Below are 19,124 nucleotides of genomic sequence, written 5' to 3'. Positions count from 1 at the left end.
TGTCGTTAGTCTTTTCGCGCCTTCCAACCAGAGTGGGACCAGCCAAGCGCCCTCGGCTCATAGCAGGGCCCGAGACTTCGGCCAAATTTTGTTTCAGGTGTCTAGACATGAAAAAGGCGACCCGAGGGCCGCCTTTCGCAAGGGTGTGTTGTATTTTTGTCGCTCGACGGCGCATCTCGCAACGCGCCGATCGGATGTATCCGACTCAGGAGCCGGCGCCGCTGAGCGTGGTGACCGCGCGGCGGTTCTGCGACCAGCAGGAGATGTCATCGCAGACAGCGACAGGACGCTCCTTGCCGTAGGAAATGGTCTTCAGGCGGCTGGAAGCCACACCCTTGGAGACCAGGAAGTCGCGGGTAGCGGCAGCGCGGCGGGCACCGAGCGCCAGATTGTATTCGCGCGTGCCTCGTTCGTCGGCATGGCCTTCGACGACGATGGCGTACTGCTTGTACTTGTTCAGCCACTGCGCCTGGCGCGAAAGCGTCTGCTGTGCGTCAGCCCTGATCGAGGTCGAGTCCGTATCGAAGAAGATGCGGTCGCCGATATTGACGGTGAAGTCCTGCGCGGAACCTGGCGTTGCCGCGCCGGCACCGTTGAGGCCAAGGTCTGCCGCGTTGTTCGGGGTCTTCTTCGAGGCGCAACCGGTGATGGCGAGCATCGCCACCAGCGCGATCATGACCGGGTTTGTGGTAAGTGCTGCGATACGGCCCATGCCGCCTCTCCTTCGTATTGCGAGTGATCGTATTCGAGTGATTTCGTTGATCACCCAGTAACCACGTTTGGGTTAACCGGCATTCAAGAAACACGGTTAAAAATTGGTTTAGCTGCCCGTCCGCAACCTGTTTGATCCGGGCCACAGTTGGCGCGGAGCCTAGGCGGAAATGCGGCCAAAACGCGACCAATACGTGGAAAAGGGGCCGAAACGGCCCCTTCCATCATGTGGCAATTCAGCCGACTCTTATTCCAGCAGCGGCGACCAGGCCGGGTCGGACGCGAAGTTCGCGGTCGGGATGGGCTGTTCGTTGCGGCCGGTAAGATCGACCGAAACCAGTTTCGGTCCGCCATTGGCGTCGCGGAAGAACATCAAGACGCGGCCATTCGGCGCCCAGGTCGGCCCTTCCTGCTGGAAGCCGGACGACAGGATGCGCTCGCCCGAACCGTCGGTCTTCATGACACCGATCTGGAATTCGCCGCCGGTCTGCTTGGTGAAGGCGATGAGATCGCCGCGCGGCGACCACACCGGCGTCGAGTAGACGCCATCGCCGAAGGAAATGCGGGTCTGGCCCGAGCCGTCGGCGCCCATGACATAGATCTGCGCGCGGCCGCCACGGTCGGAGGTGAACACCACCTTGCTGCCGTCGGGCGAATAGGAGGGCGAGGTGTCGATGGCGGTCGAGTTGGTCAGCCGCGTCGTCGAGCGGCTGCGCAGGTCCATGGCGAAGATGTTGGAATTGCCGTCGTCGCGCAGCAGGCTCATGATCACCTTCTGGCCGTCGGGCGAGAAGCGCGGCGCAAACGTCATGCCGGGGAAATTGCCTACCAGTTCGCGCTGTCCGGTCTCGATCTGCAGGAGATAGACGCGCGGCTGGCCGCTTTCGTACGACATATAGGTGATTTCCTGCCGGTTCGGCGAGAAACGCGGCGTCAGCACGATCGACCGGCCGTCGGAGAGATAGCGGACATTGGCGCCGTCCTGGTCCATGATGGCGAGGCGCTTCTTGCGCGCGTTCTTGGCGCCGGACTCGTCGATGAACACCACACGCGTGTCGAAATACCCCTTCTCGCCGGTCAGCCGCTCGTAGATGGCGTCGGCGATGATGTGGGCGACGCGCCGCTGATTGGCGTCATTGGCGAAGAACTGCTCGCCCGCCATCTGTTGGCCGGCAAAAGTGTCCCAAAGCCGGTACTGGGCGCGAATACGGCCGTCGGCTTCCTTGCTGACGCTGCCGGTGACCAGCGCCTGCGCGTTGATCACCTTCCAGTCGTCGAAGCGGGGTGCGGCATCCGGATTGGTGATCTTCTCGATAAAGGCGCTCTTGTCGATCGGCGCGAACAGGCCGGAGCGCTTCAGGTCGGCGGTGACGATCTGGGAAATCTGCGCGCCAAGCGCATCGCCGCCCTGGAAATCGGTGATCGCGATCGGCAGCGGCTCGACATTGCCCTTGTTGACGTTGAGCTCGACGAGCGCCAGCGCCGGCAGCGTGCCGGCAGCCGTCATGCCCATGGCCATGGCTGCTATCATCAGGAGCGGCTTGAGGATTGATTTCATGTCTTCTCGCTTCTCATACTGATTTTTTCGGATGTCAGGGCCTAGAGGCCCAGCATCTCCCTTGGATCGAACGTGACGCGGATGTCGTTCCAGATGTCCTGCTTGCCGGCGGGAACCTGCAGGCCGGCCACGTCGCATTTCTGAACCGCGCGAACCGCGCTTTCATCGAACTGCCGGTTGCCGCTCGACTTTTCGACCGATGGGCGACCGTCGAGCTTGCCCGAGTTGTCCAGGTTGAAGCGCACGACGACGACGAAATTCTCCGAGCCTTCCAGCCCGACCGGCAATGTCCAGCAACCGCCCAACTGGCTTTCCAGCGCGCCCTGCTCCGACTTCGACAGCTTCTGGCCTTGATCCTTGTCGCCGCCCAGCGACGCCTGTTGCGTCGAGCGCTTGGCGCCGCCGCCGGAAGGCTTCTGCTTGTCGAGCAGGGCGGAGATCTCGTTGGCGTTGAACTGCTTGTCGTCGGATTTCGGTTTCGACGACGCTTCCTTGACCGGCTTGTCGGCATTCTTGCGATCTGGCGCCTTGGCGCTTTCAGCCGGTGCCGGCTGCGGCTTCGGCCGCGCTTCCGGCGCCGGGGCCGAGCTCGGCAATTGCGTCTCTTCGGTAGGCGGATCCTTGGCTATGGCCTCGGCGACGGCATCCGGCTTGACCACGGGGGTCGGATCTATTGCCGCGGTCTTGTCCTGCGGCGGCGGGGTCGGTGCCGGCTTGGCCGGCGTCGGCTTGGGCTCCGTCTGCTTGACCGGCTCGGGCTTCACTTCTTCCTTGGGCTGCGGCGCCGGCGCCACCTCCGTCGCCGGAGTGGGTTTGGGCTTTTCCTGCGGCTTCGGCACGTCCTCGGTCTTCGGGATTTCCTTCGGCGTCGGCGCGGGCGGCGGAGCCGAGGTCGTGTCGACGGGCTTCGGCTTGGCCTCCGGCGTTATCGGCTTGTCGGTGTCGACGCTGTTTTCGCCAACCTTCTGGGCGGCCGGCACGATGTCGGGACGCTGCGTCGGCAGCGGCGCCGGCTTTTCATGCATCACGGCCTTCTTGTCGCCCTGCAAGGTCTGCGCAATGGCTTCCATCGGCACGATGTCGACCGCTACCGACTCCACGTCGGCGGACGGCAGCGCGGCCGGCGCCGACAGGGTGAACAGGCCGAAGGCCAGCACCGCCGTATGCAGTATCACCGATGTGGTGAGGCCGGTCTTCATCTCGCGTCTATTGATCCTGTTCCTGCAGCGAAACCAGGCCGATATTCTTGTAGCCGGCAGCCGAAATACGGGCCATCACCTTCATCGCCGTGCCATAGTCGGTGGCCTTGTCGCCACGGATGAAGATGCGTTCCTCATAGCCGGTCTTGGAGATCGCCTGCAGCTTGGCCACCAGGTCCTCGATCGGGATCTCGGTTTCCTGGAGATAGATCTGGCCGGCGGCATTGATCGAGACGGTGATCGGCTGCGTGTCGGCATTCATGGCCTTGGCCTGTGTGTCGGGCAGGTCGATCGGCACGCCGACCGTGAGCATCGGCGCCGCGACCATGAAGATGATCAACAGCACCAGCATGACGTCCACCATCGGCGTGACGTTGATCTCCGACATCAGCCCATGGTGGCGGCCGCGCCGCCTGTGGCCGCGCCCGCCGCGTCCCGACATGCCTACGGACATACCCATTAGTTACTCCTCAGGCCTTCGGCGCGACTTTTTCATCGATTTGGCGCGAGAGTATGGCGGAGAACTCGTCGGAGAACCCTTCCATGCGCACCGCGAGCTTGCTCGCATCGGATGACAGCTTGTTGTAGGCAATGACGGCCGGGATGGCTGCGAGCAGGCCGATCGCCGTCGCCAGCAACGCCTCGGCGATGCCGGGCGCGACAACCGCGAGGCTGGTGTTCTTGGAGCCGGCAATGGCCTGGAACGAGGTCATGATGCCGATCACGGTGCCGAACAGGCCGATGAAGGGGGCGGCCGAACCGGTGGTGGCGAGGAAGCCGAGGCGCCCCTCCAGCTTCTCCATCTCGCGGGTCAGAGCCAGGTCCATCGCCTTGTCGATGCGGGTCTGCAGGCCGAGCGGCGTCTTGGCGCCCTTCTCGAAGCTCTTCTTCCATTCGCGCATGGCGGCGACGAAAATGGCGCCCATGCCTGACGTCTTGCGGTCGGCGAGCGTGCGGTAGAGCTCCTCCAGCGATTGCCCGGACCAGAAGACCTGCTCGAAGCGGTTCAGCGCCAGCCGCATGCGGCCATAGGCAACCAGCTTGTCGATGATGATCGCCCAGGTCCAGACCGAGGCGCAAAGCAGCCCGATCATGACCAGCTTGACCACCCAGCTGGCCTGCATGAACAGCGACCAAATCGACAATTGCGCGCCCGGATCGGCGAGTGCGATATTTTCCATCGTTACGTCCTTAAGATTTTCCGGGCGAAGCTGGCGGCTGGCCCATGGCATCCCTTGTGGTCGGTTCGCACGCAGCTACCGGACACCCCAAACCGTGCCGTTGTCGGCCTTTTCAGGGCAAATATTGGTGAAAGGAAGGCGCCGGATTGCGCCGATCTTCACCAATCTCTTCATGAACCGTTATGGTTAAGGATGGGTTAGTGAATAAGGCGCGGCGCATTGCCGCGCCCAGCGGCGGAGCCGACGCACTTCCGCAGGCTAGGAGTCCGTTTCGTCCACGTGGGTGGGGTAATCCTGCCCGCCATAAAGGATACGCAGGATGAGAACCCGCTCTTCGTGGACCCGGAAGAGGATCGACGCGCGCCGTTCAAAGCCGACGACACGGATTCCGGATCCGATGGCATCGCGAACGATGCCACGTTCCGGGAACGTGGATAGCGCCATGCACGCCGCCTCGATGCGATCGATGTAGCCACCGGCACGCGCGGCACCGCTTTCCTTTTCGATATAGTTGTAAATGGCAAAGAGGTCGGAACGCGTCGAGGGTCTGAAAACGACCTTATGCCTCACGCTTGGCGACCTTCATGCGGTCCGCATGGTGCTGGCGCAATGCCTTGAACACATCCTCGGCCGGGATATCCGGGCGCGAATCGTCCAGAGCTTCCTGCACCTTGGCTCGCATGATGGCGATGATGACCTGCTCCTCGCGGTCAAGGGCGCGAAGCGCGGCACGCATGACTTCGCTGGCGGACTCGTACGCCCCCGACGCCAAGCGGGCGTCGAGGCTGCTCTGCTGGCGTCCGAGCGTCACGCTTATGGGTTTGCTGGTTCTCATGGCTACTGCCTTCCTTGTGTTACCCTTGTAGCACAAGGTATGACACTGTCATACTATTTCAATCAGCTGAAGCACGAGACCTTGGCATGAACGCTGCCACCCATTCCTTGGGAAAGCGCCGCGGCCGGCCATTCTCGCCGATGATCGCCGCCTCGACCCTGGCTTCGACCAGCACCTCGTCGCCGCGCTTGAGCTGCTGCGCCATGAAGATGCGCGCGCCGGAAATGGCGTCGGTGCGGGTGTCGATGGTCAAGATGTCGTCGATGCGGGCGGGGACGCGGAAGTCGATCTCCATGCGGCGCACCACCCAGACGATCTTCTCGCCATGCTTGCCGTCGGCGAGTTCCGTGTGATGCACGCCGGTGAGCCTGAGATAATCGGAGCGGCCGCGCTCGAGGAATTCGAGATAGCGCGCGTGATAGACGACACCCGAGAAATCGGTGTCGGCATAGTAGACCCGCGCCATCAGCCGGTGGCCAAACGCCGTCAGCGCGCCGGAAAGGCCGGCCAGCAGCGTCACTGATTCACCATGATCGCCCATTGCGCTTCCTTTTTCAGTCGCGGCGAGGCACCAGTTCCGCGCGTGACCTCGGGCAAACGGTTTTCTGTCTGTCCAGAGACCATGCTCCAGAAAGAAATAGATCAGGAAGACGGTTTCAACCAAACGTCATCCTGATCTGACATCGGATGGCACTGTTGACGGCGATGATCAAGAGTTTGATGGCGGTGCTGCTGATGCTGTCGGCCTTGGCGGTGCCCGGCCAGGCCGCGACCTTCTCGATGAAGCGCGGCCTCAACCTCGACCAATGGGTCACCTGGCCCGGCGAGGACCGGTGGAGAGATGCCAAGGCCATACTGCCTTATCCGGAATGGCGCAAATTCCTTCAGGAGGATGACCTCAAGGCGCTGAAGGAAGCGGGCTTCGATTTCCTGCGCATGCCGGTCGACCCCTCGCCTTTCCTGTCCGACCAGACAACGGCGCTGCGCGACGACCTCTACGCCAGCGTGCTGGACTCGGTGCGCATGATCAACCGCGCCGGCCTCAAGGTGATCGTCGACATGCACCTGATCCCGGCCGGCGGCAGCCGCAAGATCGGCATGGCGCAGGTGATGGACGATCCGCGGACTTTCGACAGCTACGTCGACACGATACGCACGATGGCACGCACCCTGGCCGGGGAGGACCCTGAAAAGGTTGCCTTCGAGCTGATGAACGAACCGATCGTCGACTGTGACAGCGCGGGCACCAGCCTCTGGCCGGACCGCCAACGGAAATTGTTCGCCGCGGCGCGATCGTCGGCGACGAAGCTGACCCTGGTTCTGACCGGCGCCTGCTATTCCGCCGCCTCGTCGCTGGAGAAGATCGATCCCAAGGCGATCCCTGACGACAACGTCATCTGGACCTTCCATTCCTATGATCCATTCCTGCTCACCCATCAGGGCGCGACCTGGGCCGGCGACTTCATCCCCTATGTGACCGGCCTGCCCTATCCGCTGACGTCGGTGCCCAAGGCGCGGCTCGACGTGACGCTGGACACGATCCGCGCCCGCATCAAGGCCGAGGCGCCGTGGACGCGGCGGAGCGGCCTGCTTGCCTATCTCGACGAGCAGGTCGCGAGCATGGACAGTCCCGCCAAGCTGGTTGGCCTGATGGACGCGCCATTCAACAAGGTCGAGGCGTGGGCCAAGGCCAACGGCATCAAGCCGGAAAACATCACCCTGGGCGAGTTCGGCATGATCCGCCAGGAATACGGCAATGCCTATGTGATGCCGGCCGAATACCGCGCCGCCTATGTCAAGGACATGATCGCGCGCGCCGAGGCGCATGGTTTCTCATGGTCGGTGTGGAGTTATGGTGGCGCCTTCGGCATCGTCGACGCCTTCAACGGCGACAAGGCCGAGCCGGACGTGATCGACGTGATCCGGTCACTTCACTAGAGCAGTTCCGGGAAACAAAGAGCTGTATTCAAATCAACCGAGGTCGATCTGCAGGATTTCCGGCCTCATGCCGAAACGCACCGGCAGGATGCTGAAGCCGAGCCCACCCGAGACGATCAGATTGCGGTCGTTCTCGACAACATGACCATAGGCGTAGCGATTGCCGAAACGCGACGGCACGACGGGCGAATAGCCGAACAGCCGCACCTGCCCGCCATGGGTATGGCCCGACAGGGTCAGCGAAACGCGCCATGGCACGGTCGGAAAAATATCAGGCTCATGGGCGAGCAGGATGATCGGCGCGCTGTCACCGACCTTGGCCAGCGTGCCGTCGAGATCGTCGAGCCCCTTGCACGGGTCGCCCCTCCTGGCCGGCAACAACGCCAGCTGGTCGGCCAGACCGGCGATCCAGACGCCATGACCATCCTTCTCCAGGCGCACGACATCGTTCTCCAGCACCGGGATGCCGACTTTCTCCAAGGCCTTGCGTGCTATGATCGGCCCGGCTCCGGCGCGCTGCGCGAAGCCATCGCTCCACCAATCGTGATTGCCAAGGATCGACAGCACGCCGAGCGGCGCCTTGAGGCCCGACAGCGCGGACGCCCATTGCGACGGCGTAACCGGCCCCGTCACCAGCGGCATGCCCGCAATATAGTCGCCAAGCAGCACGATCAGGTCGGGCTGCAACGCGTTCGCATCGTCAACGAGCGAGGCAATTCGTTCCTGCGTCATCCAGGGCCGGCAGGCATGGATGTCGGCAAATGCCACGACCCGCAGCTTCAGGCCATCAGGCCAGTGCGGCGGCGTCAGCGCGTAGCGCTTCACATGCGCCAGCAGCATCGGCTCGATGCCGGCCGCGTAGGCGCCAAGCGCGACAGCCGTCAGGAAAGACCCGCCGATGAAGCGCAGGAACCCGCGTCTGCTTATCATTCAGTGGCTCCGGCACATGGATCGCGGCGGCATGCCGCGAGACAGTGCCGATAAAATCCACGATTGCGCCGGCAAATCGGCAAAGGCGAGCAGATTTTGCGCATTCACGCATGCTTGATCACTGGTCCGGGAACCAGCGCCTGCGTACCTACTCTTCCTGGAACAGGTTGATCTGCTGCTGCGCCAGGTCCTTCGGCGCATCGAGACCGAGATGGCGCCATGCATTGGCCGTCAGCATGCGGCCGCGCGGCGTGCGCTGGATGAAGCCCTGCTGGATCAGATAGGGCTCGATGATGTCCTCGATGGCGTCGCGCGGCTCCGACAGGCCGGCCGCGATCGTCTCGATGCCGACCGGTCCACCGCCGAAATTGCGGGCGATCATGGAGAGGTAGCGGCGGTCGAGCGCGTCGAGCCCGAGCGCGTCGACCTCCAGCCGTGTCAGCGCCTCGTCGGCGATCAGGCGGTCGACATGACCGTCGCCGGCGACCGAGGCGAAATCGCGCACGCGGCGCAACAGCCGTCCGGCGATACGCGGCGTGCCGCGCGCGCGCCGCGCGATCTCCAGCGCGCCATCGTCACCGAGCGGCATCTGCAGGATGCGCGCGCCGCGCCGCACGATCTGCTCCAGCTCCTCGACCGTGTAGAAATTGAGCCGCACCGGAATGCCGAACCGGTCGCGCAGAGGATTGGTGAGCAGGCCAAGCCGCGTGGTGGCGGCGACCAAGGTGAAACGGGCAAGGTCGATCTTGACCGAACGCGCCGCCGGGCCCTCGCCGATGATCAGGTCGAGCTGGAAATCCTCCATCGCCGGATAGAGGATTTCCTCCACCGCCGGGTTCAGCCGGTGGATCTCGTCGATGAACAGCACGTCGCCTTCCTCGAGATTGGTAAGCAGCGCGGCAAGATCGCCGGCCTTGGCGATGACCGGGCCGGAGGTCGAGCGGAAATTGACGCCGAGTTCGCGCGCCATGATCTGTGCCAGCGTCGTCTTGCCCAACCCCGGCGGCCCGACGAACAGCACGTGGTCAAGCGCCTCGTTGCGGCCCTTGGCGGCCTCGATGAAGACTTTGAGATTGGCCCGCACCGCCGCCTGGCCGACAAAGTCGGCAAGCGTTTGCGGCCGCAAGGTCTGGTCGGCGTCCTCGCCGCGTTTTTCCGGAGCAATGAGACGGGGCGACAGGCTCATGCTGCCTTCCTCGCATAAGGCAGAGGACCGGGCAAGCGAGCCCTCACCGCGCCAATTCCTTCAGCCCGAAGCGGATCAGCTTCGAGGCATCCGCGTCCTCGCCCGCCGTCTTCAGCGCCGCGGCAACCGCATTGGCCGCGGTGTCGCGCGAATAGCCGAGATTGACCAGTGCCGAGACCGCGTCGGTGATCGGCGCGGCTGCCACGCCTTCGCCGAGCTCCTGCTTCAGGCCGATGGTCCCGGAGGCCGAACCCGCATAGGCCGGCGCCTTGTTCTTCAACTCGGTGACGATGCGCTCGGCCACCTTCTTGCCGACGCCTGGGGCGCGCGAAACCATGGCGATGTCGCGCAGCGCGATCGCATTGGCGAGGTCGGCCGGCGCCAATGTCGACAGGATGGCCAGCGCCACCTTGGCACCGACGCCTTGCACATTGCTCATCAACAGCCGGAACCATTCGCGCTCGAGCGCCGACTGGAAGCCGTAAAGCCGGATCATGTCCTCGCGCACATAGGTCTCGATGAACAGCACCACCGCCTCGCCGGGCGAAGGCAGGGCGGCCAGCGTGCGCGCCGAACAATAGGCGACGTACCCGACGCCGTGCACATCGACGAGGCAATGATCCTCGTCGATCTCATCCAGCGTGCCCTTGAGCTTGCCGATCATTTCCAGCAGCCTCTCATGACGCAAGCGCCATCCGATAGGCGGCGCTCTGCCGGTGATGCGCGTGGCAGATCGCGATGGCCAGCGCGTCGGCGGCATGTTCTGTATCGAAGGTCGCCTTCGGCAGCAGCACCTTCACCATCATGTGGATCTGCTTCTTGTCGCCATGGCCGACGCCGATCACGGCCTTCTTGACCGCATTGGGCGCGTATTCGGCGACGACGAGGCCGGCCCGCGCCGGCACCAGCATGGCGATGCCGCGTGCCTGGCCAAGCTTCAGCGTCGCCACGGCATCCTTGTTGACGAAGGTCTGTTCGACGGCCGCCTCATGCGGCATGGCCGCATGCAGGACTTCGGCGAGCCCGTCATGCAATTGGCAAAGCCGCGTCGCCAGCGCCGCCTTGTCCTCGGAGCGCACGGTGCCCGAGGCAACGAAGCGCAACGAATTGCCGAGGCTCTCGACGATGCCCCAGCCGGTGCGCCTGAGCCCCGGATCGATGCCAATGATGCGAATCGCGTCCCCCATCCGGTGACTTTACCCCCTGGGCGGACAGCGATGCCAGCGAAATGTGAACAAACCGGAAACAGCGGCCTGTCGAGCCGGAAAATTTCCGAAGTCGCCTAGTTGCGGGCGAACGCCGTATTGAGCAGGCTGATCTGATCCGAAACCGGATTGGGCCGGCGGCTCAACGGCTGCATGTCGACCACGGCGCCGTCGCCGTAGATTTCGTCATCCATGCGGCGCACCAGTGCCTGCAGGCGAAGCGAGCGGCTGACGAGGTCGAGGAAATCCTCGGGCAGTTCGGCCCAGCCGGCGGCTTCGTCATGCGCGGAAGCGGTATCGAGGCGGACCTTGGACTTTTCCGACGCGACCTGGTCCCGGGTCATTTCACCCGAATTCGCCGCGCGCTGCAAAAGCAACCAGGAGGCGACCTGCATCAGCCTGGTGGTCAGCCGCATCGATTCGGCCGCGTAGAGCGTGGCCGCCAGCCGCGACAGTTTCTTGGCCTCGGCGCGGCCCTTCCCATCGAGATATTCCGCCGCCTGTTCGACCAGTCCCATGCCTTCCTGGTAAAGCGGTTTGAAGGAGTGCGAAAAAACCCGGCGTTCCGCCAGCTTCACGGTTTTCGCGCTGCCCTTCGAAGGCTCGTTCATTGATACGCCCCTGCACTTGCGACCGGCCGATTCGGTTCACTGCCGATACACCCGGCACCCTATATAACTGAAGCTTGAAAATGCGCTTCGCCGGGGGTGAAGGCAAGCACATGTTTAACAGAAGGTTAACAGCCATCCGCCGCGCGGGGTACCGCCGGAATGCGGACAAAAAAAGAGCCGCGGATAAGGCGGCTCTCAGGAGTTTAACAGGGAGGCGTCAAACAAAGTGGCTCCAACCACTCGGTAAGAATCCAGATCACTGGATACGCATAGTAAACGCCTGTAAAGCTTAATGAACCTTTAACGGCCCCTAAGTTTTTTGATCGAACACCCGGTTCCTGTGCCGTAACAGCACAGGCCGGAAGTCCGCATCCGGCTCTGCTCAGGCCTTCTTCCAGACCACCGGCAAGGAGATGAAGGCAAACAGGAGCATGCCTGCATAGAAGCCGATCGAAGCGATCCCCAGAAGCGGCTCGATCGCCGGATTGCCGGCAAGCAGGATGTAGAGGCCGATCATGAGCCCGATCCCGCTGATTGCCGTCAGCCAGAAGTGAACGACGGCGATCGTCTTTTGCGCGACAGCCGGAAACAGATGATAGAAGAAGGCGAAGACCGCCGACATCAGCCAGCCGGCCACCATCGTATGGGCGTGGGTCGGCATCTGGCCGTGGTCTTCGCTGATGGCCATGTGAATGCCGAGCGCCATCCCGCACAACGAATAGATGATGGCCAGCGTGAAGAAATTCCGTGCTACCCCTTGCATGCTTGTCCCCTCGAAATGCCTTTTCCCGTTTTCGGGAATGGGTTGATCGTCAGGCGATTTCCGTCGCCACCGGGCTTCCGGCTCGGCGCACTAGCATCGGCAATGTTTCTGGACGATGTCGCGCCGCCCCTTCCCGCACTTCCCACGATAGCAGAAAATGAAGCCGCGCATCGGCCTATGTCGAGAACCGGTGCCGGCCGAAAACCGCCGAAACAAAAGCTGTCTCTTCGCGACATCGTTCCGAAACAGGCGCCACGCTAAACGCCCGCTCCTCTGACGGCTGGCGGATATCCGCTCCGCCGCGAAAACCACCAGAAATACCCCAGGAGCAACCGATGGACTGGTATTCGATCGTCAAATTTCTCCACATCGTCTCGGCCATCTTGTGGGTCGGAGGCGGCTTCGTGCTGTTCCTGCTCGGCGTGCTTGCCGAGCGCGCCGGTCATGTCGAGGACAAGCTTCAGGCGATGCGTGCCAGCGGGCGCTTGGGCGGGTGTTTCTTCGCGCCGATGTCGATGCTCACCCTGATCTTCGGCGTCATCATGTGCGGCTTCTGGGTCGGCTTTTCCGACCTGTGGGTCATCATCGGCCTGGTCGGCTACGCCACGACCTTCTCGATCGGCATGTTCATCTTCAAGCCGACCGGCGAGCGCATGGGCGCGATGATCGCCAGGGACGGCGTCACGCCGGCCGTGCTTGCCATCGGCCAGCGCATGATGAGCGCGGCGCGATTTGACTATGCGGTGATGCTGGTGATCGTCGCCGACATGGTGCTCAAGCCGACCACGCATGACATCGGCATCCTCGCCGGCATGGCGCTTGTCATGGCAGTCGGCGCCATGCTGGCCCTTGGCGGCAACCGTCGCCTCGTGCCCAGCGCCGCCTGACCCCTTGACGGTGAGAGCGGCCGCCTCGCCTGCTACATCAGGCCTGCGAGGCCGTCCCACAGCAGCTTGACCGCCACGACGGCCACGGTCGCGTAGGTGAAGGGATAGAATATCTCCGGCCGCATGCGCCGCACCAGCCAGGCGCCGGCGATGGTCGACAGCGGCGCCAGGGGCATCAGCACGGCGGATGCCGTCAGATTGGCGGTGTCGAACTGGCCGAGCGCGAAGTAGGGGATGAGCTTCAACGCATTGGTCGCGGCAAAGAAGATCGCGGCCGTGCCCGACAGCACCTTCGGGTCGAGGCGGATCGGCAGCGCATAGACCTGGAAAGGCGGGCCACCGACATGGGCGACGAAGCTGGTGAAACCGGCGACCGTGCCCCAGATCGCGGCGGCCACGCGGTTGGGTTCGGCGGCATGGTCGGAGCCGTGGCGGAACTGCAGGTAAAGCCAGCGCAGCACGAAGATGATGGCGACGGCGCCGACGATGAGCCGCACCGCCTCCTCGGTGACGAGCGCGGCCGTCAGCCAGCCGAGCCCGATGCCGATGACGGCGCCCGGCATCATATCGACCAGCATCTTGCGGTCGTAGACGCCCCACCATGTCCACACTGAGACAATGTCCATCAGGCACAGGATCGGGAGCAGGATGGCGGCAGCCTGCACCGGCGGAATGGTCAGCGCCATCAGCGGCACGCCGACGAAACCGACAGCGCCGCCGAAGCCGCCCTTGGACAGGCCGACCAGAATGACCGCCGGAACGGCGGCCGCATAGAACCACGGATCGAGAAGCAGGCCTGACATGGGAGGGACTGGTCTGGAGGGAAAGTGCGTCGCCGCCTGAATAGCCCAGAATCTTCAGCGGAGCGACAGCAAATCCAGGCATGGCGCGTCTGGCCGATGACGCCCTTGTCCCTTCGACTATCCTATCGACGCGCCGAGACGAGCAGGAACATCGGTCGCTCGAGTTCTTCGGCCAGTTCGGGCCTGGCCGCGACCTGCGCATCCGTGGGACGGAATTCCTCGACATGCCCGATCGTGAAGCCGGACTTGATCAGCGCGTTGAGCGTCGTGCCGATGGTGCGGTGGTGTTTCACCACGCCCTTGGCCAGCCAGTCTGTCTTGCGCGGACCTTCCACCAGATAGCGATCGACAGGCCATGTCCTGCGGCCCTCGGCATCGACCACCCAGCCAGGCTTGGTAGGGGCCATGTAGATCGGATGTTCGGTGGAGAAGACGAAATGCCCGCCGGGCGACAAGGCCTGGTGCACCGTCCTGAACAGGCGCGCGACATCCTCCACATAGTGCAGGGCAAGCGAGCTGTAGGCGAGATCGAATCCGCCTGGCGGCAGGCTGAGATGGTCGAGGTCGGCCCGCTCATAGGTGATGCCGGCGTCCGGGCCCGCGGCTCTTGCTTGGGCCAGCATCTTCTCCGACAGGTCCAGCCCAAGGACGTTGCTCGCTCCGTGCTCAAGCGCCCAGCGGCAGAACCAGCCGAAACCGCAGCCGAGGTCGACGATCCGCAGCCCGCCGACTTGAGGGAGCATCGAGCGCAGCGCCGGCCATTCGGCGGCACCGTCCAGGCCTTCGATCGACCGGCCAAGCTGGCTGTAGCCCGCGAAGAACTCCGGCTGGTCGTAGATATTTTGCGCCATGTTTTCTTCCTCGTCTCTCAGCCAATCATCTGGCCGGAGACCGACATTTGGTGGACAAGCCGCGCATTTCCACCCCGGCCTTGCGGAGTCAAGACGATGAAACCGATGGCGCCCCGAGCGGTGGCGGCCGCCGCCGGATCGGCTGCGCCTTGACAATGGCGGTGCTTGTCTCGGCCTTGTCGGCAATGCGGTCGAGAATGCCGTCGAGCTCGCTGATGGAGCGCACGAACAGACGGGCGACGAAACAGTCGTCACCCGTCACCTTGTCGCATTCGCCAAACTCGGCGATCTCCTCGATCAGTTTCTGGACGATGTGCAGCTTGCCCGGCAAAGGCTTGATGCGCACGATCGCCTGCAGCGTATAGCCGAGCGCCAGAGGATCGATCTCGACGGTGAACGCCCGGATGACGCCGCGCTCCTCGAGCCGCCGTAGCCGCTCCGAAACGCTCGGCGACGACAGCCCGACCTGGGCAGCCAGTTCCTTCAGCGAGGTCCGTGCATCGCGCACCAGGATTTCGAGGAGGTTTCGGTCGAGATCGTCAAGCATTTCAGGTTTCTCACAGATTCGCACCAGAAGCCTAATATAATTAGGCCATCTCTGAATACGGCCTTTTCCGCAAGATGGAAAGCCGGCACCTCGCATGAGATTATGCCGCATCAACGGGCTCAGAGGTCTATCATGAACGATACGGTACGCGGCACGGTCGAAATGTCGGCAGCAATGGCGATCCTAGGCACGATCGGATGGTTCGTCATCATGTCCGGCCAGCCGATCATGGATGTCGTGTTCTGGCGCTGCGCGTTCGGCGCGGCGACACTGCTTGTCATCTGCACTTCGCTCGGCTTGCTGCGCGACAGGCTGCCCCTGCGCGTCATCGGCCTGGCCGCGCTTGGTGGCGCGGCCATCGTCGTCAACTGGCTGCTTCTGTTCGGCGCCTTCTCGCGCGCCTCGATCTCGATCGCCACCGCCGTCTACAACACCCAGCCCTTCATGCTGGTCGGGTTCGGCGCGCTCTTCTTCGCCGAACGGCTGACGCTGGCCAAGCTGACCTGGCTGACAATAGCCTTCGTCGGCATGGTGCTGATCGTCGAAGCCGCCCCTGACGCCGGCGATGTCGGCACCAACTATTTTGCTGGCATCCTGATGGCACTGGCCGCGGCCTTCTTCTGGGCCGTCGCGGCCATCGTCACCAAGAAGCTCAAGGGCACGCCGCCGCATCTGATCGCGCTGATCCAGGTCTGCGTCGGCGTCGTCATGCTGGCCCCCTTCGCCAATCTTTCGCATCCTCCCACCGACCCGTGGAGCTGGGCCATGCTGGCGACGCTGGGCATCGTCCACACCGGCCTGATGTACATATTGATGTACGGCGCCATCCAGAAGCTGCCGACGCATCTGCAGGGCTCGCTGTCCTTCATCTATCCGGTCGTCGCCATCCTGGTCGACGTCGTCGCCTTCGGCCATCGGCTGCATCCGAGCCAGGTCGTCGGTGCCGCCGCCATCCTGATCGCCGCGGCCGGCATGAATCTCGGCTGGTCTTTGTGGAAGCCGAAACCGCGCGTCACGAGCCCCCAGCCGATCGAGTAGGGGCCGCCGGCTGGCTCCCCGCCGGCAAAAATCGCCATCCCGGCTGCCCGCCTGTTCAAAGCGGGCAGTTTGCTCTATGCCGCAATCCAACCATCTTCGCCCGGCATAGGCGAAACCCGGGATCGAAGAACCATGAATGACGCCACACCCCCGAATCGTTGCCGCATCGTGCTGATCGCGCCGCCCGGCGTGCCTGCCGCCCGCATCGCCGCCGCATTCGACGGCGGCGACGTCGCCTCGCTGATCCTGCCCGAAAACGGCATGGACGAGGCCTCCTTCCAGGCTTTCGCCGAGCAGATCGTGCCGACGGCCCAGGCCGCGGGCGTGGCCGTGATCATCGCCGGCGACACCCGCATCGCGGGCCGTGTCCAGGCCGACGGCATCCATGTCGAGGCGTCCAAGGCCGAACTCGCCGAAACGATCGAACATTTCCAGGCGAAGATGATGGTCGGCGCCGGCGGCGCCAAGAAGCGGGACGACGCACTCGAACTCGGTGAGGTCAGGCCGGATTACATCTTCTTCGGCCGCTTCGGCTACGACAACAAGCCGGAGCCGCATCCGCGCAATCTCTCGCTGGGCGAGTGGTGGGCGCAAATGATCCAGATCCCCTGCATCGTCATGGCCGGATCCGATCTGGCTTCCGTCGAGGAAGTGGCCGCCACCGGTGCCGAATTCGTCGCGCTGTCGAGCGCGGTGTTCGCCGATGGCGTCGATCCGCAAGCGGCAATAAGCCTGGCCAATGCGCTGCTCGACGAAACCGCGCCGCGCTTCGAGGACTGATGTGGCTCCGGTGAGGCTTCCCCTTCAGGCCTTGCTTGCAGTGGTCATGATCCAGGCCGCCGCCGCCGAAACGATTCCCTTGCCGCTGCCCAAGCCCGAAACCGGCGTGCACACCGACAAGCCGATCGAAAATCAGCTGCCGCAACCCGCCACAACGGCGGAGCCGGCGCCGCTGCCCTCGGCCGACAGCATCAATCCCGACCGCTTCGGGGCCAAGCCGGCGGACGCGGCCTACGGCGCCTTCCAGCGCGGGCTCTACAAGACGGCCTACAACCTTGCGCTGGTCCGCGCGAAAAATGGCGACCCGGCGGCGCAGACATTGGTGGCCGAGATCCTGTCGCGCGGGCTGGGCGTGCCGCTCAACACAGCGGAGGCGGCCAAATGGTACGCCGCCGCCGCCGAACAAGGCGTGCCGGAATCACAGTTCCAGTACGCGCTGATGCTGCTCGACGGCCGTTACGTCAAGAAGGACACGAAAGAGGCCTATGCCCTGATGCAGGCTGCGGCCGAAGCCGGCAACCAGCTGGCGCAGTTCAATTTCGCGCAGATGCTGGTCCAGCAGGATCCCGGCGACGCCGGCCTGACCAAAGCGGTCTCCTATTATGAGCGCGCCGCCGCGACCGGCCTCCCCGACGCGCAGTACGCCATGTCCCAGATCTACGCCAACGGCGTTGGCGGCAAGCCGCGCGACGATGCGCAGGCAAGGCGCTTCCTGGCGCAGGCCGCACGGCAGAACTATGACACCGCGCAGATCGATCTCGCCGCCTGGATGATCGAGGGTCGCGGGGGCGCCCGTGACCTGAAATCGGCTTTCGGCTGGACGAAGCAGGCTGCCGAGGGCGGCAATGTCGCCGCCCAGAACCGCCTGGCGAAACTCTATATGCAAGGCATCGGCACCGACCCGGACCTCGTGCTCGCCGGCGCCTGGTACATCGTCGCCCGCCGTGCCGGTCTCATCGACCCCGACATGGACGACTTCCTGCAAGGGCTGAGCGACGACCAGACCAAGCAGGCCCTGCAGAAGGCGAACCGCCTTCCCTGAGGCCAGCTCATCCGGTCATTGCGTGTGATCCAGGACGACCTTGCCGAAAGGCGACCCGTGCTCGAGGTGCCGGAAGGCCTCTGCCGCCTCCATCCAGGGAAAGACCCGATCGATGACCGGCCGCAGCCCGTTCACGAGAAGTGCCCGGTTCATTGCCTCGAAGGTTTCGCGCGAACCGACAGGTATGCCACGCGCCCTGACCTGGCGTCGGAAGATGTCCAGCGGATTGATCGCCCCGTCGCTGCCGCCGAGATAGCCGATGACATTGATCTGGGCGCCGCGCGCCGCGGCCTTCAGCGATTGGTCGAAACTTTGCGGTCCCCCGACTTCGATGATGTGGTCGGCACCTCGTCCGCCGGTCAGCGTCAAGACCGCCGTCGCCCAGTCCGGATCGCGGCGGTAATTGACGCCGTCATGCGCGCCGAGCGCCTTCGCCCGGGCGAGCTTGCCGTCGCTGCTTGAGGTGACGATGACGCGTGCGCCGGCCGCCGCGGCGAACTGCACCGCAAACAGCGAGACACCACCAGTGCCCAGGCTGAGCACGGTCTCGCCCGGCTTCAACCGCCCTTCGGTGAACAATGCATGCCAGGCCGTGACCGCGGCGCAAGGCAATGTCGCCGCTTCGATATCGCTGAGATGTGGTGGCGCGGGCACGGCCGCCTGTTCGTCCAGCCGCGCGAACTCGCTGAGCAGACCATCGATGGGGCCGCCACGCTGATAGGCAGGCTCGGCCATGGCGAAACTGCCGCCGACCCAGCGCTGCCAGAACGTGCCGCAGACGCGGTCGCCGACCTTGAAGCGGGTCACTTCGGCGCCAACCGCGACCACTTCGCCCGCTCCGTCCGAAAGCGGTATCAGCGGGAGCGCAAAGGCGGTGTGGTAGCTGCCACGGGCGATCTCCACGTCACGGTAGTTGAGCGCGGTTGCCTTGACCTTGATGATCATCTCCTGGCGGCCCGGTTCAGGCTTCGGCCGCTCGACCATTCTGAGATTGTCGATGCTACCGGGAGCCTGCAATTCGATTGCCTTCATGGTCTTCCATTCCCTTTGCAAATCCGT

23 protein-coding genes are annotated in these 19,124 nt (G+C 63.9%); 5 read left to right on the top strand and 18 right to left on the bottom strand.

Annotated features, from left to right (window positions below):
* Nucleotides 1–205: 205 nt before the first annotated feature.
* The 8 genes from pal to ybgC all read right to left on the bottom strand — a co-directional run bounded on the left by pal (nucleotide 206) and on the right by ybgC (nucleotide 6,025).
* The gene (gene pal, locus EB230_RS07060) at nucleotides 206–712 is read right to left on the bottom strand and encodes a peptidoglycan-associated lipoprotein Pal (RefSeq protein ID WP_056575449.1); all 507 of its coding nucleotides are present in this window, start codon (nucleotides 710–712) and stop codon (nucleotides 206–208) included.
* A gap of 246 nt (nucleotides 713–958) precedes the next feature.
* The gene (gene tolB / locus EB230_RS07055) at nucleotides 959–2,269 is read right to left on the bottom strand and encodes a Tol-Pal system beta propeller repeat protein TolB (RefSeq protein WP_056575446.1); all 1,311 of its coding nucleotides are present in this window, start codon (nucleotides 2,267–2,269) and stop codon (nucleotides 959–961) included.
* A 41-nt stretch (nucleotides 2,270–2,310) separates the two neighbouring features.
* Nucleotides 2,311–3,468 carry an energy transducer TonB gene (locus EB230_RS07050; RefSeq protein WP_056575443.1) on the bottom strand — a complete coding sequence of 386 codons (1,158 nt, stop codon included), beginning with the start codon at nucleotides 3,466–3,468 and terminating at the stop codon, nucleotides 2,311–2,313.
* Nucleotides 3,469–3,475: 7 nt separating this feature from the next.
* Nucleotides 3,476–3,928, bottom strand: coding sequence for a protein TolR (tolR, locus tag EB230_RS07045; RefSeq protein ID WP_056575440.1), 453 nt, complete (start codon nucleotides 3,926–3,928; stop codon nucleotides 3,476–3,478).
* A 10-nt stretch (nucleotides 3,929–3,938) separates the two neighbouring features.
* On the bottom strand, nucleotides 3,939–4,649 hold the full coding sequence (gene tolQ, locus EB230_RS07040) for a protein TolQ (protein ID WP_056575438.1): 711 nt from the start codon (nucleotides 4,647–4,649) through the stop codon (nucleotides 3,939–3,941).
* A 258-nt stretch (nucleotides 4,650–4,907) separates the two neighbouring features.
* Nucleotides 4,908–5,219 carry a type II toxin-antitoxin system RelE/ParE family toxin gene (locus tag EB230_RS07035; protein WP_056575435.1) on the bottom strand — a complete coding sequence of 104 codons (312 nt, stop codon included), beginning with the start codon at nucleotides 5,217–5,219 and terminating at the stop codon, nucleotides 4,908–4,910.
* A complete protein-coding gene (locus EB230_RS07030; RefSeq protein WP_056575433.1) occupies nucleotides 5,209–5,484 on the bottom strand; it encodes a type II toxin-antitoxin system ParD family antitoxin in 276 nt (91 codons plus the stop codon). Before EB230_RS07030 ends, EB230_RS07035 begins: the two co-directional genes overlap by 11 nt.
* A gap of 58 nt (nucleotides 5,485–5,542) precedes the next feature.
* On the bottom strand, nucleotides 5,543–6,025 hold the full coding sequence (gene ybgC / locus EB230_RS07025; protein WP_056575430.1) for a tol-pal system-associated acyl-CoA thioesterase: 483 nt from the start codon (nucleotides 6,023–6,025) through the stop codon (nucleotides 5,543–5,545).
* A 146-nt stretch (nucleotides 6,026–6,171) separates the two neighbouring features.
* Here ybgC and EB230_RS07020 point away from each other — a divergent pair, with 146 nt between their 5' ends.
* Nucleotides 6,172–7,422, top strand: coding sequence for a cellulase family glycosylhydrolase (locus EB230_RS07020; RefSeq protein WP_056575427.1), 1,251 nt, complete (start codon nucleotides 6,172–6,174; stop codon nucleotides 7,420–7,422).
* Nucleotides 7,423–7,455: 33 nt separating this feature from the next.
* Here EB230_RS07020 and EB230_RS07015 read toward each other — a convergent pair whose 3' ends face one another.
* The 6 genes from EB230_RS07015 to EB230_RS06990 all read right to left on the bottom strand — a co-directional run bounded on the left by EB230_RS07015 (nucleotide 7,456) and on the right by EB230_RS06990 (nucleotide 12,117).
* Complete coding sequence (locus tag EB230_RS07015) at nucleotides 7,456–8,352, bottom strand: metallophosphoesterase (protein ID WP_172371937.1); 897 nt, start codon at nucleotides 8,350–8,352, stop codon at nucleotides 7,456–7,458.
* A 148-nt stretch (nucleotides 8,353–8,500) separates the two neighbouring features.
* Nucleotides 8,501–9,538, bottom strand: a complete 1,038-nt coding sequence (gene ruvB / locus EB230_RS07010; RefSeq protein WP_010912034.1) for a Holliday junction branch migration DNA helicase RuvB — start codon at nucleotides 9,536–9,538, stop codon at nucleotides 8,501–8,503.
* A 43-nt stretch (nucleotides 9,539–9,581) separates the two neighbouring features.
* Nucleotides 9,582–10,202 (bottom strand): Holliday junction branch migration protein RuvA, encoded by a 621-nt coding sequence (gene ruvA, locus EB230_RS07005; RefSeq protein ID WP_056575421.1) that lies wholly within the window; start codon nucleotides 10,200–10,202, stop codon nucleotides 9,582–9,584.
* 13 nt (nucleotides 10,203–10,215) lie between these two features.
* A complete protein-coding gene (gene ruvC, locus EB230_RS07000) occupies nucleotides 10,216–10,725 on the bottom strand; it encodes a crossover junction endodeoxyribonuclease RuvC (RefSeq protein ID WP_056575418.1) in 510 nt (169 codons plus the stop codon).
* A 95-nt stretch (nucleotides 10,726–10,820) separates the two neighbouring features.
* Complete coding sequence (locus EB230_RS06995; protein ID WP_056575417.1) at nucleotides 10,821–11,354, bottom strand: DUF1465 family protein; 534 nt, start codon at nucleotides 11,352–11,354, stop codon at nucleotides 10,821–10,823.
* 382 nt (nucleotides 11,355–11,736) lie between these two features.
* Nucleotides 11,737–12,117 (bottom strand): hypothetical protein, encoded by a 381-nt coding sequence (locus EB230_RS06990; protein ID WP_056575414.1) that lies wholly within the window; start codon nucleotides 12,115–12,117, stop codon nucleotides 11,737–11,739.
* A gap of 335 nt (nucleotides 12,118–12,452) precedes the next feature.
* Here EB230_RS06990 and EB230_RS06985 point away from each other — a divergent pair, with 335 nt between their 5' ends.
* Complete coding sequence (locus tag EB230_RS06985) at nucleotides 12,453–13,004, top strand: DUF2269 family protein (protein ID WP_056575412.1); 552 nt, start codon at nucleotides 12,453–12,455, stop codon at nucleotides 13,002–13,004.
* A gap of 32 nt (nucleotides 13,005–13,036) precedes the next feature.
* Here EB230_RS06985 and EB230_RS06980 read toward each other — a convergent pair whose 3' ends face one another.
* The 3 genes from EB230_RS06980 to EB230_RS06970 form a co-directional block, all read right to left on the bottom strand.
* On the bottom strand, nucleotides 13,037–13,807 hold the full coding sequence (locus EB230_RS06980; RefSeq protein ID WP_172371935.1) for a sulfite exporter TauE/SafE family protein: 771 nt from the start codon (nucleotides 13,805–13,807) through the stop codon (nucleotides 13,037–13,039).
* A gap of 122 nt (nucleotides 13,808–13,929) precedes the next feature.
* Nucleotides 13,930–14,658 carry a class I SAM-dependent methyltransferase gene (locus EB230_RS06975; protein ID WP_172371932.1) on the bottom strand — a complete coding sequence of 243 codons (729 nt, stop codon included), beginning with the start codon at nucleotides 14,656–14,658 and terminating at the stop codon, nucleotides 13,930–13,932.
* A gap of 88 nt (nucleotides 14,659–14,746) precedes the next feature.
* The gene (locus EB230_RS06970) at nucleotides 14,747–15,205 is read right to left on the bottom strand and encodes an Lrp/AsnC family transcriptional regulator (protein ID WP_172371930.1); all 459 of its coding nucleotides are present in this window, start codon (nucleotides 15,203–15,205) and stop codon (nucleotides 14,747–14,749) included.
* A 132-nt stretch (nucleotides 15,206–15,337) separates the two neighbouring features.
* On the opposite strand from EB230_RS06970, the gene EB230_RS06965 reads away from it, so the two are divergent.
* The 3 genes from EB230_RS06965 (at nucleotide 15,338) to EB230_RS06955 (ending at nucleotide 18,065) form a co-directional block, all read left to right on the top strand.
* Nucleotides 15,338–16,243 (top strand): DMT family transporter, encoded by a 906-nt coding sequence (locus EB230_RS06965; RefSeq protein WP_172371928.1) that lies wholly within the window; start codon nucleotides 15,338–15,340, stop codon nucleotides 16,241–16,243.
* Nucleotides 16,244–16,375: 132 nt separating this feature from the next.
* Complete coding sequence (locus EB230_RS06960; protein WP_172371925.1) at nucleotides 16,376–17,023, top strand: thiamine phosphate synthase; 648 nt, start codon at nucleotides 16,376–16,378, stop codon at nucleotides 17,021–17,023.
* 1 nt (nucleotide 17,024) lies between these two features.
* Nucleotides 17,025–18,065 carry a tetratricopeptide repeat protein gene (locus EB230_RS06955; protein WP_172371923.1) on the top strand — a complete coding sequence of 347 codons (1,041 nt, stop codon included), beginning with the start codon at nucleotides 17,025–17,027 and terminating at the stop codon, nucleotides 18,063–18,065.
* Nucleotides 18,066–18,080: 15 nt separating this feature from the next.
* Here the strand turns inward: EB230_RS06955 and EB230_RS06950 are convergent, their stop codons facing one another.
* The gene (locus EB230_RS06950) at nucleotides 18,081–19,097 is read right to left on the bottom strand and encodes an NAD(P)-dependent alcohol dehydrogenase (protein ID WP_172371921.1); all 1,017 of its coding nucleotides are present in this window, start codon (nucleotides 19,095–19,097) and stop codon (nucleotides 18,081–18,083) included.
* Nucleotides 19,098–19,124: the final 27 nt, after the last annotated feature.

Origin of the sequence: Mesorhizobium sp. NZP2234, assembly GCF_013170765.1 — a bacterium.
Taxonomy (GTDB): domain Bacteria; phylum Pseudomonadota; class Alphaproteobacteria; order Rhizobiales; family Rhizobiaceae; genus Mesorhizobium; species Mesorhizobium loti_D.
This window is presented reverse-complemented; position numbering and strand designations above follow the sequence as displayed.

Bases quoted from the DNA above. Each gene is read 5' to 3' on its own strand.
- EB230_RS06975 (WP_172371932.1), bottom strand. From the start codon at position 14,658: ATGGCGCAAAATATCTACGACCAGCCGGAGTTCTTCGCGGGCTACAGC.
- EB230_RS06970 (WP_172371930.1), bottom strand. From the start codon at position 15,205: ATGCTTGACGATCTCGACCGAAACCTCCTCGAAATCCTGGTGCGCGAT.
- EB230_RS06995 (WP_056575417.1), bottom strand. From the start codon at position 11,354: ATGAACGAGCCTTCGAAGGGCAGCGCGAAAACCGTGAAGCTGGCGGAA.
- ybgC (WP_056575430.1), bottom strand. From the start codon at position 6,025: ATGGGCGATCATGGTGAATCAGTGACGCTGCTGGCCGGCCTTTCCGGC.
- EB230_RS06950 (WP_172371921.1), bottom strand. From the start codon at position 19,097: ATGAAGGCAATCGAATTGCAGGCTCCCGGTAGCATCGACAATCTCAGA.
- tolR (WP_056575440.1), bottom strand. From the start codon at position 3,928: ATGGGTATGTCCGTAGGCATGTCGGGACGCGGCGGGCGCGGCCACAGG.
- EB230_RS07020 (WP_056575427.1), top strand. From the start codon at position 6,172: ATGGCACTGTTGACGGCGATGATCAAGAGTTTGATGGCGGTGCTGCTG.
- EB230_RS06985 (WP_056575412.1), top strand. From the start codon at position 12,453: ATGGACTGGTATTCGATCGTCAAATTTCTCCACATCGTCTCGGCCATC.
- tolB (WP_056575446.1), bottom strand. From the start codon at position 2,269: ATGAAATCAATCCTCAAGCCGCTCCTGATGATAGCAGCCATGGCCATG.
- EB230_RS06960 (WP_172371925.1), top strand. From the start codon at position 16,376: ATGAATGACGCCACACCCCCGAATCGTTGCCGCATCGTGCTGATCGCG.
- pal (WP_056575449.1), bottom strand. From the start codon at position 712: ATGGGCCGTATCGCAGCACTTACCACAAACCCGGTCATGATCGCGCTG.
- ruvB (WP_010912034.1), bottom strand. From the start codon at position 9,538: ATGAGCCTGTCGCCCCGTCTCATTGCTCCGGAAAAACGCGGCGAGGAC.
- EB230_RS06990 (WP_056575414.1), bottom strand. From the start codon at position 12,117: ATGCAAGGGGTAGCACGGAATTTCTTCACGCTGGCCATCATCTATTCG.
- EB230_RS06980 (WP_172371935.1), bottom strand. From the start codon at position 13,807: ATGTCAGGCCTGCTTCTCGATCCGTGGTTCTATGCGGCCGCCGTTCCG.
- EB230_RS07050 (WP_056575443.1), bottom strand. From the start codon at position 3,468: ATGAAGACCGGCCTCACCACATCGGTGATACTGCATACGGCGGTGCTG.
- EB230_RS06965 (WP_172371928.1), top strand. From the start codon at position 15,338: ATGAACGATACGGTACGCGGCACGGTCGAAATGTCGGCAGCAATGGCG.
- ruvC (WP_056575418.1), bottom strand. From the start codon at position 10,725: ATGGGGGACGCGATTCGCATCATTGGCATCGATCCGGGGCTCAGGCGC.
- tolQ (WP_056575438.1), bottom strand. From the start codon at position 4,649: ATGGAAAATATCGCACTCGCCGATCCGGGCGCGCAATTGTCGATTTGG.
- ruvA (WP_056575421.1), bottom strand. From the start codon at position 10,202: ATGATCGGCAAGCTCAAGGGCACGCTGGATGAGATCGACGAGGATCAT.
- EB230_RS07015 (WP_172371937.1), bottom strand. From the start codon at position 8,352: ATGATAAGCAGACGCGGGTTCCTGCGCTTCATCGGCGGGTCTTTCCTG.
- EB230_RS07030 (WP_056575433.1), bottom strand. From the start codon at position 5,484: ATGAGAACCAGCAAACCCATAAGCGTGACGCTCGGACGCCAGCAGAGC.